Source organism: Pseudomonas sp. 1 R 17, assembly GCF_900067035.1.
In the GTDB taxonomy this organism is placed as follows: domain Bacteria; phylum Pseudomonadota; class Gammaproteobacteria; order Pseudomonadales; family Pseudomonadaceae; genus Aquipseudomonas; species Aquipseudomonas marginalis.
The window spans coordinates 39735-54801 of sequence record NZ_FKLB01000069.1; the positions used below are offsets into that span (position 1 = coordinate 39735).

Consider the following 15067-nt stretch of genomic DNA (forward strand, 5'->3'; position numbering starts at 1 on the left):
TGCACGAGATCCACCGATGAACAACGCCCTGAACCAGCTCCAGCCCTACCCGTTCGAAAAGCTGCGCGCCCTGCTGGGCAGCGTCACGCCGAACCCGGACAAGCGCCCGATCGCGTTGTCCATCGGCGAACCCAAGCACAAATCGCCGCAGTTCGTTGCCGATGCCCTGGCTAACAACCTCGACCAGATGGCGGTCTACCCCACCACCCTGGGCATCCCGGCCTTGCGCGAGGCCATCGGTGGCTGGTGCGAACGCCGCTTCGACGTCCCCAAGGGCTGGCTGGATCCGGCGCGCACTATGCTGCCGGTCAACGGCACCCGTGAAGCGTTGTTCGCCTTCACCCAGACCGTGGTCAACCGGGGCGATGACGCGCTGGTGGTCAGCCCGAACCCCTTCTACCAGATCTACGAAGGCGCCGCGTTCCTGGCCGGGGCCAAGCCGCACTACCTGCCATGCCTGGATGAAAACGGCTTCAACCCGGATTTCGACGCGGTATCGCCAGACATCTGGAAACGCTGCCAGATCCTGTTCCTCTGCTCCCCCGGCAACCCGACCGGTGCACTGATCCCGGTCGACACCCTGAAAAAACTCATCGCCCTGGCCGACGAATATGACTTCGTTATCGCCGCCGACGAGTGCTACAGCGAACTGTACTTCGACGAACAAACCCCGCCACCGGGCCTGCTCAGCGCGTGCGTCGAGCTGGGCCGCCAGGACTTCAAGCGTTGCGTGGTGTTCCACAGCCTGTCCAAGCGCTCCAACCTGCCAGGCCTGCGCTCCGGTTTTGTTGCTGGCGACGCCGAGATCCTCAAGGGTTTCCTGCTGTACCGCACTTACCATGGCTGTGCGATGCCGGTGCAAACCCAGCTGGCAAGCATCGCGGCCTGGCAGGACGAGGCCCATGTGCAGGCCAACCGCGACCTGTACCGCGAGAAGTTTGATGCCGTGCTGGCGATCCTCAAGCCGGTGCTGGACGTACAGGCCCCGGACGGCGGCTTCTACCTGTGGCCGAATGTGCAAGGCGATGATGCCGCGTTCTGCCGCGATTTGTTCGTGGAGGAACACGTGACCGTGGTGCCGGGTTCGTACCTCTCCCGGGAAGTGGATGGCGTAAACCCCGGCGCCGGGCGCGTACGCCTGGCGTTGGTTGCGCCGCTGGCCGAATGTGTGGAAGCGGCTGAGCGTATTCGGGACTTCATTCAGCGTCGTCGATAGGCAACCGGGTCATTTCATCTGGCCCAGATTCGCCTCACTCATATCCAGCTCCGCCAACACTTCCCTCAAAACGTCATCACCAATTTGGTGATGACGGCTCAAGCTGTACAACTCCAAGCGTTGCGCACGCAGGGCCTTGAGCCGCAGTTTTCGCTCAAGCAGGTCCATCTGCATCGCGAGCGCCTGGGCTTCGGCCGAGTCGTTGAACACTTCCAACTGATGGCGGTATTCCGACATCAACCGTGCCTTTAGCTCCGTAGCCAGCGCCGCCTGGGCGGCGTCGGACGTTTCCGAGTCTAAGGGCTCTTCCGCCTCCAGTGCGTGAATCGCTGCCACGGCGGTTTTTTTCCAGGCCTCGCGCACTTCGTTATGGCGCTTTTCATCCGGACTCTTTTCAACGCCCCGCAAGAGCAGCGGCAGGGCGATGCAGGCAGCGATCAGTGACAGCAGGATCACACCGGCCGCGATAAAGATCAGCAGGTCGCGCTCGGGGAAATCCTGGCCTGGCACCAGCAGCAATGGCACCGACATTACACCGGCCAGGGTCACCGCACCGCGCACACCGCCCACGGTCAACAGCCAGCAGGAACGCGCAGTGGGCACCAGGGTCAACTCACTTTTCCCACGCAGTCGCCGGAGCAAACCCGATAGGCGCCAGATGCTCTGCACCCAGATAAAACGCAGCACCACCAACACCAAGAAAATAGCAATCACATCCAGGCAGCGATACAACAAGGTGGGCCACAGCGTCGGCTCATGACTGGCCACGGCCTTGATAATGTCCGGCAGTTGCAGGCCCAGCAGCAGGAAGATCAGGCCATTGAAGGCAAATTCCAGCAATGACCAGACACTGCGATTGAGCAGGCGCGTACTGGTCTGGCGAGGCAGCAGGTCGAGCCAGCTTTGCATCATGCCCGCCGCGACCGCCGACAAGATGCCCGAGGCGCCGAGCCGTTCGGCCAACACGTAGGCCGCAAACGGCAACAGCAACATGAACACCACATGCGTTGCCGGGTCGTCCCAGCCCCGGGCAATCATCCAGGCACGCAGGCGGCCGACCAGCCAACTCAGCGCCACCCCCACCGCCAGGCCGCCCAAGGCCACCAAGACAAAGGTCAGGCTGGCATCGGCCAACGAGAACACACCGGTCAACGCGGCCGCCAAGGCGAACTTGAAGGTCACCAGGCCCGAGGCGTCATTCATCAACGCTTCGCCCTGAAGCATATGCATCAGCGGCGTCGGCAAGCGGTTCTGGGCAATTGCCGACACGGCCACGGCATCTGTCGGCGACAACACGGCCGCGAGGGCGAAGGCCACCGGCAGCGGGATCGTCGGCAATAGCCAATGAATGAAGTAGCCAGCACCGACCACGGTGAACAGCACCAACCCGACGGCCAGCGTCAGGATCGGCCCACGCAGGCGCCACAATTCGCGCTTGGGCATGCGCCAGCCATCGGAGAACAGCAGCGGTGGCAGGAACAGAAACAGGAACAACTCCGGGTCCAGCGCCACGTGCAGCCCCAGCGTGGGCCAGGCCAGCAAGGCGCCGGCGGCAATCTGCACCAGGGGTAACGGCAGAGGGATGACACGCCCGACCAGACGCGAAACGCTGACCAGCATCAGCAGGATAAGAACGGTGTAGGCGGTTTGCATAACGCGGGTTTCCCGGACGATCGGCTTGCAACGACACACATCAGGCAACAACTGGCCGTTGAAGTGCCATATTACCCGGCTATCTTACCGGCCTATGCTGCGCGCTGGCTTTTGCACAAAAGTCGCACGCTGCTGACGAGCGGCACCCAAAATCTCTGGGCGTGGCATAATCCGTGACCTTTCATTTTCATTGGCACTTGCATCAGTAAAGCAGGGGGGGCAATTCCTTGACCGCTTCAAGCAAAACGTTGCACCTTTTCGGCATCAAAGCCTGGGATGCCGCATAAGAAGCGCTCAAGGCCTTTAATATCAAGGCCTTGAGCCTGAAAACACCCTCCAAAAACACCATCTTTTGCGACTCATCTAAACCCAATAAACATTGGTCCAAACGGTTGCGTTTTGGGGAAGATTTCCCCAGGGCAAATACCGCCACGGCGTCCTGCCGACGAACACCACTCCCAAATCCGGCAAACCTCGACTACTGTACGTACATACAGCATTTGAGCGCACGACCATGAACATCGACGAAGACACCTGCGAGTGGCTGGGCTGCACCACGCCGCTTGAAATGTACAAGCACCAATGCGCCCTTCTGGAGGACGAGATCAGCGACTTGCAGCGCCACCTGGCCAAGGCCCGGGCTAACGTCGCCGGCCTTGTTCATATGAACGACCTATTGATCGCAGGGAAGGCCGCAGCGGAGGAACAGCTCAGGTCTATATCTTCACAACTCAGCCTTGCGAACGTGCACAGCTCTGAGCAGAGCAAAGAGATCATGGGCCTTAAAATTATCGCCAGCCAGAACTCACACCTTCGCGTAGAAAACCAGCGGCTTCTCCTGGAACTGACCGTCCTCAGGGGGCCACAGCCCTGATGTACGCCAAATGAACATGGGTCACGGCACGTCCCTGAAAAAGACATGGTGACCGAGGCGCAGAGTCTCCTTTGCCTTGGCCGCCCACGCAGGTGGCTTTAGCATGGTAGTGGCGTAATAGTGGGTAGCGCCGCCGGTTGGATCTGGCACCGTGCCGGACATCACCTGGTCAGCCGCCTTCTGAGCCTGGGCGAACTGCGCGGCCGGGATCGGCTTAGCGCCACTCAGGTAGGCGTAGTTCGGGTCGTTCTGGTTCCAGCAGCTGAACTGCCACGGCTTCAGGCAAACCCCGGCATAGCCCTCCCCCCACCAGGACTTGGCCTTGCCGTCGAACACCCGATTGCGGATGGTCCAGGCAACTGCGATCTGACCCGCCAGGCCTTCTCCGCGCGCCTCGCCCCACAGCGTCCGGGCCAGAACATCACGATCTTTCTCAACTGCGCTCATAATTTTCTCCAGGCAAAAAAAAGCCCGCGTGAGCGGGCGAATAGATTTCACTTAACAATACTAATCCGGCAACTGCTGCTGGGTGATCGGCATAGCGTTCTGCCTCAAAAGAATTCGTCGTATAACTGGGCCATAGTCCCGTCATAGTGAAACGTATTTCGCCTGGCGATTGTTTGTTGATCGCCAGTCAAGTAGACGCCGTAGACTTTTCCATCAAATTCAACCATGGACAGGTCACTGGTATTTTTACCCTCAGTGCCAGGTTCTGCATCAAGCAAATAGCTACCTGCCGGGTTTTGCCCCTTGCTGGTGAAATAGCTGAACGTGAAACAGTTATCAGATGACTTCGCCGCGCGCGTGACGAATTTACCGGATACTGATTTCAAGAACGTCAGCAGGAATGCGTTGCGATCGGGCACCCAGTGGATACTTGGGCAGCCTACGTATTCCCCCGGAGCGCCGAGGCGGCCACCCTTGTAAACCCAGCTCACCAGATCTGGAGATTCCGCAAAGTAAATAGCTGGGCCTTGATCATTGGATATCTCAACAATGGCGCGCCACTTGCTACCGCTCTTTGTAATGTCCAAGTTATAGAATTTGAACGGCGAGTTGACCAGTAGCGCGTCAATGGGGGCAGATGGCGCAAAGGTGATAGGGTCAAGCGTGGACTTTATGATTTTGTTGTTATACGACGCCCAGTTCGTATTGCCGAACACGTGGATAACCTGCGCATCGTCAACCACTACAGTACCCATGCCGCCTGACCATGGGTGTGATGCTAGCAATTGGTCTGTAAAATAATCCCGGATTTCGAGCGTGTGCGCGAATGTCGAAAACCAGTCTCGCCTGAATGCTGCTTCTAGCAGCCTTCCTTGGTGAACGAAAAGCGCACACTCCAAACGACTATCTAGCTTGGTTTTTTCGATTGAGCTTATTGTGGTCAAAAGGTTAATCCTCTCGCGTTAAAGATATGGTTTAATCTTTGTAACTAAAGCGCATTTCGCATACTTTCAACATGTATTACGCCAACATAATTTAATTGCTAAATTATTCAGAAATATTTTCTCGCACGCATGATTTGCAAAATCAGATTTATTTCGAGAGAATGCGCCTTATCACTAAAAGGATTTTAACTGTGTCCATACCTAGAATCTTGGCAGCATTGGCATTTATCTGTGTATCCGCTCACACCCAGGCCTCAAGTTCAAGCCACCCACCGCTGGTTGATTTTTCACTACAGAGCGGAAATTACAAAATATCTGAAGCGGCGCTAGGGGGTGGAAGTTATGTGGTTGAGGTCCACCTCGTTAAAAATGGCGATGGGTACGATCTCTTTCATCAGTGCGAAATAAACAAGGTTTGTCTGATAAAAGATGCGCAGATTAGTACATCACCGCAGAAGTCATCACCACCAATAATGAAGGAATCTTGCAGGTTTCCTTATTTCTTTACTTATAAAGAAACATTTTATTTAACTTGTGGAAAATCAGAAGGCTCCGATGATATGTATCTGTATTCATCGAAGGATCAAAAAAATTGGCTCCCGGCAAATGGGGGCGAGCCAATTGTCAAGCAATCCCCTGGTACAAACTGGGGGCATATCTGGAATGTAGCAATTTTACCTGTCGGCAATAGATGGCACATGCTTGCAGAAACTTCGATATCTTTAGACAGAATGGATATTGCATACAGCTATGTTGACTTCGGTGAAAAAATAGACTTCACACCAAATCAATCTGGTGTCGTCATAAAGAACGGTGGCAACCCCGAGCTAATCATGAAAGAAGGAAAAATGATTGCCTTGCATGGGCTTTATCACGATAGGAGTTCAGAAGATGCTTGGTATGTCACCATGAGCACAGCCTCCCCTGAAAAACCTCTTGAGTGGACTACTCGCCGCGACAAGCTTTTAATCGAACAAAAAGGAATCCACATAGCGGACCCAACTTACATAGAGTTCAATGGCAAGGGCTTACTTGGAGTAAGCTACAACCAAAACAGAGTTCTTATGTTAGAGGGCCCGCCAATAGAGCCTTAATGCAATTTATTTAGTGGCCAATGTCTAATCTGGAGATACTGGCCACGTTATATCAAGCGGGTACCCTGGCGCGCTTGATATCCGGTTAACAGCTACTCTATATTTCTTCCAGAGATTTAGCCTTTCGATATCATCCTGGGAGGCCAAGTCCAGATCAATTGCGTCCTGCAAAGGTGCAATTCTTAGCGCTGCAACTGCCAAAAGCTCATCGCGTTTTAGGTCGGCTGAGGCTTTCGCTTGCTCTTCAGTAAGAGGTAGCGCGATAGGCTCTGGTGGTGGCCCATCGGCTGTAGCCATATAACGTTCAAATCCTTTAATGACATCTTCTGGAGAGTCCACCGACCTGCAGCCGGCGCCGTCTAATCTTATTGCCCAACTCATAAGCCGTCCTCCCAGCCAAAAACTTGCGTAAAATTGGTCGATGTTTGTTGTGCGACGTACACGCTCCCAGACTCAAGAGCCATGGAAATAAATCCAGTGTTTGTTGTGCCTGTTCCAGACTGTCCAACTACTAATGGCGGTGGATTGGTTGCAGAGTTGGAAGCTCCAAAAGAGTTATTTGGAGCGACCAGCAGCGTGCCTGTGCCTGTGCCAGTAGTGGCGACAATGCAGATTTTACAGGCGGTAGGCGGAACCAGGGCAGACACAGATACAGGAACATAGGTAGGGGTGTTGATAGCCCCCTGGATACCACTGGCAATCAATGGGAGTGCCGGCAAGTTTGAGCCTGTAGCTACCTTATATTGCGCATACTTTCCGTATTGGATATATGAAATTGGGTATTTATTCGCCGTTGAATCTGTTTTCACCCAGGCAACCCGTGCCGCGTGCGTGTAACCGGCTGGCAACGTTGGAGCTGTACCGCTCAAGGAAAGCAGTCCGGCCTTGGTGGTGCCGTTCCAGATCACCCAAACCGCGTACCAAGTCGAGGCCGTTTGTGAGTTTGCAGCGCCTACGTCCAGCCCATCCACACCAGCAGTCGCGAACGATGGTGCCACGGCTACCGCGCGAAGAGTCGTGTAGGCATTGGCTGTGCTTTCGACCTCGAGCTCGTCAGCGGACACCGTAACGACTGCGCTTGTGCCGGTGGTCGAAACCCTCAAATTCTTCGCTGAGCCTGCGATACCAACCAAATTGTTTGTAGTGGTGGGCAGCTGGTCCAGCAGAACGCAATCGGTGCCGTCATAGACCACATCGCCAACTTGGCCGGCGAAAAACACCGCTGCAACCTTCGCGCCTGATGCACTGTATTGCTTGAGCAGCTTCGCACCTTTCGCAGAGACGTTCAGCGTTGGGTCTGCACCACTGTCCACATGAAACGTCACGCTGAACCGCTGCTTCGCGGCGTATGCAGGAATTGCAGGCGACGGCGTCAGGGTAAGCGCTGTTCCCGTCCCGCTCGTGGTGAACGCCTGCGTCGCCTGATTCTGCAGAGCAGTTGACAGCTTTTTCGATGTCACTGCCGCAGTATCATCCGAACCTGCGTTAACCTGCGGCTGAGTTGCAATCTTGAGCCACCCGAACGCTGACTCAGTAGCCTGAGTAACAACTTTGGCGATAGCCTGGAAAACCCTTAGCGGGCTCATCGCTTTGGTCTCTGACTCGCCGGCCTCAGCCTCGGGCTGACTTGCAAACGCAACGGAGGCTCCGGATATCTTCTGATCGATGGCCGCGTTCAACTGGGTGTTGTCGTCTTCGTCCGGTTCCAGCCCAGCTTCCTGAATTACTTTTAAAATTTCCTGGGTTACAGCATTCCCCCAGGCGGACGGAATCAGCGAGCCGGGCGTACCGGCGACTGCGTCCTCATCGATAAATTTGCCATCTACCAACCCAACGCTGGGCACACTTTTCGGAAAATCCACGTTCTTACCCCTCAGTCGTAATTGATGTGCACAACGGTGTGCGCCGGCGCCGGTCGCCGGATAAGGCATTCCAGTGCGTTGCCCGGGTTGGTGCCGAATCGCTCGCCCCAGTAGCTAACGCCGAACCGGCGACCCTGCCGCTGCCGGCCGCCTGTGTTAAGCGTCCACATAAACTGGGCGTTCCAGGTACCGAAATGAGCGGAGCCAAAACGAGAACGCCCCATACGGGGCGCTCTATGCTCGGTGATATTCGCGTTTGGGTATCCCTGGCTTACCGCGATCTCTATGAAGTAGCCGCGGCTCTGCCCGCCCACCTCCACCAATCTCCGGCGAACAGCCAGGCGTCGATCCTCAAACGCTGGGTTCGGACCGAGGCAGGTGTCTGGCAGGCCCATGATTGATTCCCAATCGGGGACAAGCTCGCTCACACCTGCCGGGTCCATTTCGTTCAGCAGCGCCACGGCCCGCGCATCCACGCGGGAGAACTCCAGAGCCACGCCGGATAGCACCAGCGCGACTTCGGGCACAAGCTCAGGATCCCAGGCGGGGCCAGATGGAAGCAGCCCCTGAAGCTGCACTCGATACTCTTCCGCCGTTCTGATCACAGCCATGTGATGCCCCCGAAGGTAAGAAGCTGGTTGGCAGCGGGCACAACGTTTGCTGACGGCACGATGAGCTGGTGATCACTCTCGCCGGCAGACCCACTGATAGCCTCGGCTATGTGGGTGAGCAAAAGCGTTTCACCGAGTCCCGCTTCACGCTCATGAAGGTCCACAAGCTGGGCCTGGATGGCGGCGCGTACTGCTGACGTGTCGGGTATGGCGTGGATCTGGTAGAACACCGGCACTTCAACCGGCGCCAGCACATAAAGCTCAGCAGTAACTGGCCGTAGTGGATCGATATAGGCCTTCACCTCAGCCAGTTGCGTGGGATTTGGCACTGGCTCGGCGTCACCATCACGCATCACGAACAAACCAACGGTGCCTGGCCCAAGGTAATTGCCACGGCACCATGCTCGCGTGACGCCGGGCACCTCTAGCGCCCAGGTTTCGTAGTCATCTTTTGAGCCGCCATGCGGGATCACGCGGTAGGACCGAACAACGCGAGCGCGGAGCGATTCAACGCTCTCTTGAGCAATACCCCCGGTGAGCCCTGGAGCGAGCACGGTGAAGGTATTCACCACGCCCTCCACTGGCTGGATCAACTTCAACGTCAGGCCTGCGTCGGCATTTCCGAGAACGCCCGCATCAACGGCAGCAATCGTGGTGGTGTTTACCCCTGCCGTAGTGGTTAACCCGGCAGTGACCTTGTAGGTTCGGCCGTCATCGGCCTGGAGCACCACGTCGACATCGAGCACCGCCAGCGCTGCAGCAGCGAATCCGACGGAGCCTTCAGCGGGCTGCGCAGGATTTCGGGGCTGGCTCAATCGCAGGATCGCTATGCGCTCAAGGGTTTCCTCGTCAGCGCGGTCGGGCAGGATCTGGTCAACGATCCAGTCGAGGTATCCGTACAGCCCGTACGCGGTGCCGCTGAGGGTTCTGGCCAGCACCTGGGCGTCGGATCGGCGTAGCACATCACTTGCAAGGTCGCTTTGGGTGCGGCTGATGAGTACCGGCAGAGACGGCGTTTCAAACGGCATAGATCACCTGCCATGGAGAAGAGGGTTTGATTTCGAGCCGAGCGCCGCCAAGAATCGTCAGGATCACAACAAGGTTCAGGCGGTTAATTCCGACTTTCTCACTGCTGATATCGATACCCACCACCTGCTCATCGGCGAGCAACCAGCGCAGCGCTTCGTCGGCGTAAAACTCGGCATCTCGCTGAGTGGCCTCGGTGAGCTTTACCCTGCGCAGCAGCCACAGGCGGGAGCCGATCTTGTCGTCAGCGGTCGCTGGGTAGCTGTCACCCCACCAGCCATAGCGCTCCTCGTCATCGACCGGGTCATCCGTGGCCGCGCGGCGCCAGGTGAAAAGGCTGATCATCACCGCGCGCGTGAGACCGGCCTCCACTGTGTTTGAAATAATCATTCAGCCTCCGGCACAGCAGGACCACTTTGTCCGTTGCCGGGCATCACCCCGCTATGGGGGTGGTCAATTTGGCTGACACCGCCGGCCACCTGGTCACCCTCGGAAACGATTCGGCCGGTCTGGGTGATCAACGGGGTATCAAAATTCACTGAGGTGCCGGCCTTGATGTTCAGCGTTTGGGTTTCGATGTCGATGACATGGCCACGCTTGAAGTGGATCTTGTCCCCTTCGTCCGTGAAGATGACCACCTCGCCCGGGGCAACTTCGCTGATGCGGTAGCGGCGGTCAGAAGCGACCACAACAACCGCGTGGGATCGATCACCACCCAGGAACGCAGTCAGCACCTCGGCGCCGGCCAGCGGATTGCTTGTGAAGCCGTATGGTTCGAAATGCTCGACACCGTCTTTCAGCTCACCTGCCGTCAGGCGAATTTGCAGCGACTGCATCTTCTTCCCGGCGTTTGCGAGCACGACGGTGCCGCGGGCCAGCATGCTTTTCAGGCTCATTGTTTTGGCTCGTAGTCTGCTGGGATGAGGTATTCGAAGTTGTCGCCCTTGCCACCTTTCTTCAGCTTGCGGTTTTTCAGCGAGTCGTTCGGTTCCGGCTCGTAACTGTCAGGTGGGCCGACTTCCATTTTTGTGACCATGCCGCCCTCGCCCAGGATGTATGTCACCCGGGCTATGAGCATCCAACGGTCGTATCCGATGATCGAGTCGATGACCCGGACCAGCATGTTGTGCTTCCAGAGCTGGCCGTTTGTTTGCCTCCACCCCTGAACCTCATACGTGGTGGTCAGCGCCTTTCCCATGCGAGTTACGCTTTCCCAGTGAGCCCGTGCCTGGGCCAGCTCAGTCGTAAGCTGGCCGGACTGCTGGATGACCATCACCCGCCGGCGAGCAATCCGGGGATCAGTGGCCGTTGCCGAAACCTCGGCTGCCGCAGCGCCGAACTCGTCATCGGTGCCGCTCTTCTGCCCGAGCACTCGGTACTCGGAAAACACCGCGGAAAAGTCGAGCCCCGCACTGCCGGCCTTGATGTTCTTGCCCACCTCGAGCGCGTCGAACGCTCGCCCCTCACTTCCCGGCCTGGCCAGCACCACCATCCCGGTGGCGTCGTCAGTCGAGAAAACCCTGAACAGAGTGAGCAGTCGATCGATGGATTCGAAAACCGTCTCGCCAGGCTCGATGGTGTGATCCGAGAGCTTTGCGCCTTCAGGGATCTCGCTGCGCACCTTCAACCCATAGGGCGCCGCAAGCGCTGAAACGATCGACAAGACGCTCTGATTGTTCCACTGACCCGGTTCATTGATTGCCGCGCAATCGACCAGGTCGGCAGTCAGCGACCTGCCGCTGATGGACATGGTGATCTGTTTGTCGTCGTAATCGATCGGCGTGGCGAACACCCAGCCAGTAAGCACTAGGTCATCACCGATTCGAATTTGGCACTTGTCCCCCTCTTTGATCGGCCTCCCTATGGTCTGCCCTGGCCACTTCCAGGTGACGCTTAAATTGAACGACCCGGCCTGATCCTCAAGTCCGGGCGCGATCTCGACCGATTTCCAGCCAGAGTAATCCGAACCGTTGACGCTGAGCGTTACGGTGTTTTCATCTTCGTCCACGGGTTACCTCTGGGCTATTTTGATCGGCCGTGCGGGCACAAACCCTGGGTGATGAATGCGGTTTCGCTCTACGACCTCGGACTCGCGCGTAGCGTCGCCGAAGCGCCGGTATGCCAGGACCAGCGCAGAAAGGGTTTCCGGCGGGGTAATTTCCACGAGGCGAACGCCGGAAGCAGCGACCGCCGTCAGGTGCTTGACGATTGTCTGCCGCAGGGCATTGAGCACCATGTAATGAGCCGAGTCGGCTTTCAGTGATGCCTCAAGCATCGCCTCGTTCAATCCGTCGCGCAGCTCGAGCACATCATCTGCCACCGGCACCTCAGGCCTTTCGAAGGGCTGGACGGCCTGCTGATCTACCGACGGCGTTGTATCAGTCGACACGGGCTGCGAGGCGATCGGCATTTCGCTGACGATCAGAGCAATCTGAACGAGCAGCGCGTCCTGTACAAAATCGGCCGTGGCCTTCGATGCTGCGGCCGAATCGACACCGCCAATCGTGCTGACGGTATTAATGCTGCTCACCGCTTCAGCCTGCTGACTCGCAGTGGCTACGGTGTTGCGATAGCTGGAGTCGCTGCCCAGGTAATCCTGAACCGAGAAGTCGCTGAAATAGCTGGAGAACAGTGCCGACAGCGAGCTGGGGGCATTCATGATCGACTGCGCCAGCCCGGTCAGGTCTGTGAAGACAGACACGAACGGCGCGAACTGGCGCTGGATTACTGTGTACACCGCCGACAGGTTGTTGCGCAGCCGAGCCAAGCCCAGCCTTGCCTGGTCAACCTTGGCCATCGCAGCCTTGTAGCGCGCCAGCGCCGAATCCCACATGCTCTCCGAGGCCTTAACCACCTGCTGCTGAGTATTGACCCGGGCCACGGGGAACTTGAGCGGCCTGTCCGGGTAGAACGTGACCAGCATGCTGACCATGCCGCCCTGCTGGTAGTCGTGGGTCAACTCTGCTTCGCCGGCCTTGACCTGCATTCGCCCCAGCCAAGGGTGAACCAACTCTCCCGCGCCTGGCGTTTGAATTGCCTCGAGGAACTTGTCCCGTCGCTCGAAGCAATCGTCGCCGATAATCCAAATCGTGAGCCGGTGCACCTGGGACTGCTTGCCCAACTGCTCGAAGTAAGGGTCATCCCGCTGAGGGAACTCGTGCAACTGCCCTTTCATGCCCACCGGCACCGAGGCCTGGGGGATCAAGAAGCTGACCCCCCGGAACGAGGCCGGCAGCAGTTCGTCACGCCACGTTCTTTCTGCCATTTACTGCGCCCTCATCACGCCAACAGTTCGCGTACCGACGTTGGGCTTTATTTTCAGACCGGTTTGGCTGGCCTGCGGCTGATCGACGGTCGTGCCAGGCGGCGCGCCTTTTATGTTTACGTTTATCTCGCCGTTGACCTTCTGCGCCTGGGTAGCAGCGGTTTGCTGCAGCAGGCTGCCAGAAGGCGGCAATTGCCCTGGCCGGCTCAGCAGTCGGTTGTTATCGATGCCAAATGCTTCGTTGTTGTCCGCCCGCCGCGACTGAGCGGCCAACGCCGCGTCGGACTGGAGAAACTCACCAGTACCGCCGCCGGCGCCGGCATTGCGTTTCTGCTGGGCCTCCGTGAAAGCGTTCACCTTGTTGGTCGCGGTCTGGATGATCCCATCACCCCCATCGCCACCGCCGAACCATTTCATGATCGGCTCAATGATTGGCTTGAGCTTTGCCCACAACGATTGGAACCAGGCGGTGATGGGCCCCCAGTGCTTGACGATCAAGCCCAGGGGGCTCCAGTCGAAGATCAACTTGAAGAAGTCCATGGCAGGAACCGACAGAGCTACCAGCAGATCCCACAGGGCCCCGAAGAACTTCGTCAGCGGCTCCCAATTCGCTGTGATCAGCGCGAGCGGCGTGTACTCGGCAAACTTCTTGAACCACTCCCAGGCCTGCATCACAGGCCCTCCTATTTTTGCCCACACCGCTTCGAAGAACGGTGCGACCTTGGACCAGTTCGCAATGAGAAGGCCGGCAGCCAGCGCTATCCCCCGGATAACTAGACCGACAATCGACTTCTTGGTCACGGCGTTGAACAGGGTCATCGCCATGGTGGTGGCTATCACGGCCACGCGGAGCACGCCGTAGGCCAGTGCGGCGGCGACGATACCTTTGATCAAGCCAGGGTGCTGAGCAACCAGGGTGGCAAGCTTGGATACCAACGGGCCGATGATCGTCAGGAAGTCGTTAAACGGTGGCAGCAGCGCACTACCCACCTCAACGCCCAGCCGTGTCACTTTGTTCTGCAGCAACTGCATCGCATTGGCCGTGGTGGCCGAACGCGCGGCATATTCCTTTTGCATGGATCCGGCGTAGCCTGAGCCCTCGGCGACATCCCGAAAACTCTTCTTCAGAAGATCGAGGTTCGTCAGTAGTGGAGCGATCGCTGTAACAGATTCCGAGCCAAACAGCTGCGTTAAAAGGCCGGCCTGCTTATCCGGCGAAACCAACGCGATGCGGGCGAGCACGTCCTCGATAGTGCCCTGAGCATCCTTCTGCATGCTCTTGGAAACTTTCGTCACATCGAGGCGCAGCGACTTGAAGGCCTCTGCCTGTTGCTTGGTGGCTGCACTCCCCTTCGTCAGGGCTAGCATGAAGTTTTTCATGCCGGTTGCAGCTACCTCGCTGGGCACGCCGACGCCCGCCAGGGTGGCACCCATGGCGGCGATCTGCCCGGACGCGAGACCAGCAATTGCACCAAGCGGGCCGATGCGCGTCACAATGTCGGAGATTTGTGCGGCCGAAGACGGGCCCACGTTGCTCAGGTAGTTGATCTGGTCCGCCAGCTTGACCACTTCGGGCTGGGTCAGCTTGAACGACGTGCGCCACTTGGCCATCATGTCGCCCGACTGCTCGGCGGTCTGATCAAAGGCAACGCCCATCTTCACGGCGTCTTCGGCAAATTGTTTCAACTCACCGCGAGCAAAGCCGGCCTGGCCGCCGGCGGCGACGATTGCGGCAATGCCGCTCGCCGCCATCGGCATGTTCTCCGACAGGTCGAGTACGTCCTGCCCCATCTGCTTGAACTGCTGAGGGGTGTCAAAGTCGACCACCTTCTTCACGTCCGCCATGGCGGTTTCGAACTCGATGGCCGCCCGGGCGCCTGCAATGAACGGGGCCGCCAGGGCCCCGCCCTGCAAAGCCTCCTTGAACCCGATCTTGCCCAGCCCCGAGTTGTTCATCTGCTTGGTGAAACCCGCAACGTTCTTCCGGATCCCCGCCAGCGTCGGCGACAGCTTGTCGACGCCGGTGATCAACGCCTTGAGCTGGAACTTGTCCGCCATCACTACACCTGCTGGGA

At 57.9% G+C, this 15067-nt stretch carries 15 protein-coding genes; 3 read left to right on the plus strand and 12 right to left on the minus strand.

Annotated features, from left to right (window positions below; all coding sequences use genetic code 11):
* Window positions 1–16 precede the first annotated feature (16 nt).
* On the plus strand, window positions 17–1216 hold the full coding sequence (dapC, locus tag BFP99_RS29080) for a succinyldiaminopimelate transaminase (RefSeq protein WP_065948796.1): 1200 nt from the start codon (window positions 17–19) through the stop codon (window positions 1214–1216).
* 9 nt (window positions 1217–1225) lie between these two features.
* Here dapC and BFP99_RS29085 read toward each other — a convergent pair whose 3' ends face one another.
* Entirely contained in the window at window positions 1226–2869 is a 1644-nt protein-coding gene (locus tag BFP99_RS29085) for a Na+/H+ antiporter (RefSeq protein ID WP_065948797.1), read from the minus strand.
* A gap of 514 nt (window positions 2870–3383) precedes the next feature.
* Between BFP99_RS29085 and BFP99_RS29090 the strand changes: the two genes are divergently transcribed.
* Window positions 3384–3743 carry a hypothetical protein gene (locus BFP99_RS29090; RefSeq protein WP_065948798.1) on the plus strand — a complete coding sequence of 120 codons (360 nt, stop codon included), beginning with the start codon at window positions 3384–3386 and terminating at the stop codon, window positions 3741–3743.
* Between the two features lie 21 nt (window positions 3744–3764).
* Here BFP99_RS29090 and BFP99_RS29095 read toward each other — a convergent pair whose 3' ends face one another.
* A complete protein-coding gene (locus BFP99_RS29095; RefSeq protein WP_065948799.1) occupies window positions 3765–4190 on the minus strand; it encodes a cell wall hydrolase in 426 nt (141 codons plus the stop codon).
* A 104-nt stretch (window positions 4191–4294) separates the two neighbouring features.
* The gene (locus tag BFP99_RS29100; RefSeq protein WP_141690843.1) at window positions 4295–5134 is read right to left on the minus strand and encodes a hypothetical protein; all 840 of its coding nucleotides are present in this window, start codon (window positions 5132–5134) and stop codon (window positions 4295–4297) included.
* Between the two features lie 191 nt (window positions 5135–5325).
* On the opposite strand from BFP99_RS29100, the gene BFP99_RS33115 reads away from it, so the two are divergent.
* Window positions 5326–6228 (plus strand): hypothetical protein, encoded by a 903-nt coding sequence (locus BFP99_RS33115; protein WP_141690844.1) that lies wholly within the window; start codon window positions 5326–5328, stop codon window positions 6226–6228.
* Window positions 6229–6252: 24 nt separating this feature from the next.
* Here BFP99_RS33115 and BFP99_RS32520 read toward each other — a convergent pair whose 3' ends face one another.
* From BFP99_RS32520 to BFP99_RS29145, 9 genes are read right to left on the minus strand one after another with little or no spacing between them, the layout of a single operon-like run.
* Window positions 6253–6609, minus strand: coding sequence for a tail fiber assembly protein (locus BFP99_RS32520; protein ID WP_370737683.1), 357 nt, complete (start codon window positions 6607–6609; stop codon window positions 6253–6255).
* On the minus strand, window positions 6606–8090 hold the full coding sequence (locus tag BFP99_RS33380; protein ID WP_065948802.1) for a hypothetical protein: 1485 nt from the start codon (window positions 8088–8090) through the stop codon (window positions 6606–6608). Before BFP99_RS33380 ends, BFP99_RS32520 begins: the two co-directional genes overlap by 4 nt.
* Window positions 8091–8101: 11 nt before the next feature.
* Window positions 8102–8701: a YmfQ family protein gene (locus BFP99_RS29115; RefSeq protein ID WP_065948803.1), complete on the minus strand. Its 600-nt coding sequence runs from the start codon at window positions 8699–8701 to the stop codon at window positions 8102–8104.
* Window positions 8692–9729 (minus strand): baseplate J/gp47 family protein, encoded by a 1038-nt coding sequence (locus tag BFP99_RS29120; RefSeq protein ID WP_065948804.1) that lies wholly within the window; start codon window positions 9727–9729, stop codon window positions 8692–8694. The genes BFP99_RS29115 and BFP99_RS29120 overlap by 10 nt, the downstream gene beginning before the upstream one ends.
* A complete protein-coding gene (locus BFP99_RS29125) occupies window positions 9719–10117 on the minus strand; it encodes a phage GP46 family protein (RefSeq protein ID WP_065948805.1) in 399 nt (132 codons plus the stop codon). Before BFP99_RS29125 ends, BFP99_RS29120 begins: the two co-directional genes overlap by 11 nt.
* Complete coding sequence (locus BFP99_RS29130; RefSeq protein WP_065948806.1) at window positions 10114–10623, minus strand: phage baseplate assembly protein V; 510 nt, start codon at window positions 10621–10623, stop codon at window positions 10114–10116. Before BFP99_RS29130 ends, BFP99_RS29125 begins: the two co-directional genes overlap by 4 nt.
* The gene (locus BFP99_RS29135) at window positions 10620–11735 is read right to left on the minus strand and encodes a phage baseplate assembly protein (RefSeq protein ID WP_065948807.1); all 1116 of its coding nucleotides are present in this window, start codon (window positions 11733–11735) and stop codon (window positions 10620–10622) included. The genes BFP99_RS29130 and BFP99_RS29135 overlap by 4 nt, the downstream gene beginning before the upstream one ends.
* A gap of 3 nt (window positions 11736–11738) precedes the next feature.
* Entirely contained in the window at window positions 11739–12992 is a 1254-nt protein-coding gene (locus tag BFP99_RS29140; RefSeq protein WP_065948808.1) for a DNA circularization protein, read from the minus strand.
* On the minus strand, window positions 12993–15050 hold the full coding sequence (locus BFP99_RS29145; protein WP_065948809.1) for a phage tail tape measure protein: 2058 nt from the start codon (window positions 15048–15050) through the stop codon (window positions 12993–12995). It lies immediately after the preceding gene.
* Window positions 15051–15067: the final 17 nt, after the last annotated feature.

Coding starts and splice junctions, on each gene's coding strand:
- dapC (WP_065948796.1), top strand. CDS start 17: ATGAACAACGCCCTGAACCAGCTCCAGCCCTACCCGTTCGAAAAGCTG.
- BFP99_RS29085 (WP_065948797.1), bottom strand. CDS start 2,869: ATGCAAACCGCCTACACCGTTCTTATCCTGCTGATGCTGGTCAGCGTT.
- BFP99_RS29090 (WP_065948798.1), top strand. CDS start 3,384: ATGAACATCGACGAAGACACCTGCGAGTGGCTGGGCTGCACCACGCCG.
- BFP99_RS29095 (WP_065948799.1), bottom strand. CDS start 4,190: ATGAGCGCAGTTGAGAAAGATCGTGATGTTCTGGCCCGGACGCTGTGG.
- BFP99_RS32520 (WP_370737683.1), bottom strand. CDS start 6,609: ATGAGTTGGGCAATAAGATTAGACGGCGCCGGCTGCAGGTCGGTGGAC.
- BFP99_RS29115 (WP_065948803.1), bottom strand. CDS start 8,701: ATGGCTGTGATCAGAACGGCGGAAGAGTATCGAGTGCAGCTTCAGGGG.
- BFP99_RS29120 (WP_065948804.1), bottom strand. CDS start 9,729: ATGCCGTTTGAAACGCCGTCTCTGCCGGTACTCATCAGCCGCACCCAA.
- BFP99_RS29125 (WP_065948805.1), bottom strand. CDS start 10,117: ATGATTATTTCAAACACAGTGGAGGCCGGTCTCACGCGCGCGGTGATG.
- BFP99_RS29130 (WP_065948806.1), bottom strand. CDS start 10,623: ATGAGCCTGAAAAGCATGCTGGCCCGCGGCACCGTCGTGCTCGCAAAC.
- BFP99_RS29140 (WP_065948808.1), bottom strand. CDS start 12,992: ATGGCAGAAAGAACGTGGCGTGACGAACTGCTGCCGGCCTCGTTCCGG.
- BFP99_RS29145 (WP_065948809.1), bottom strand. CDS start 15,050: ATGGCGGACAAGTTCCAGCTCAAGGCGTTGATCACCGGCGTCGACAAG.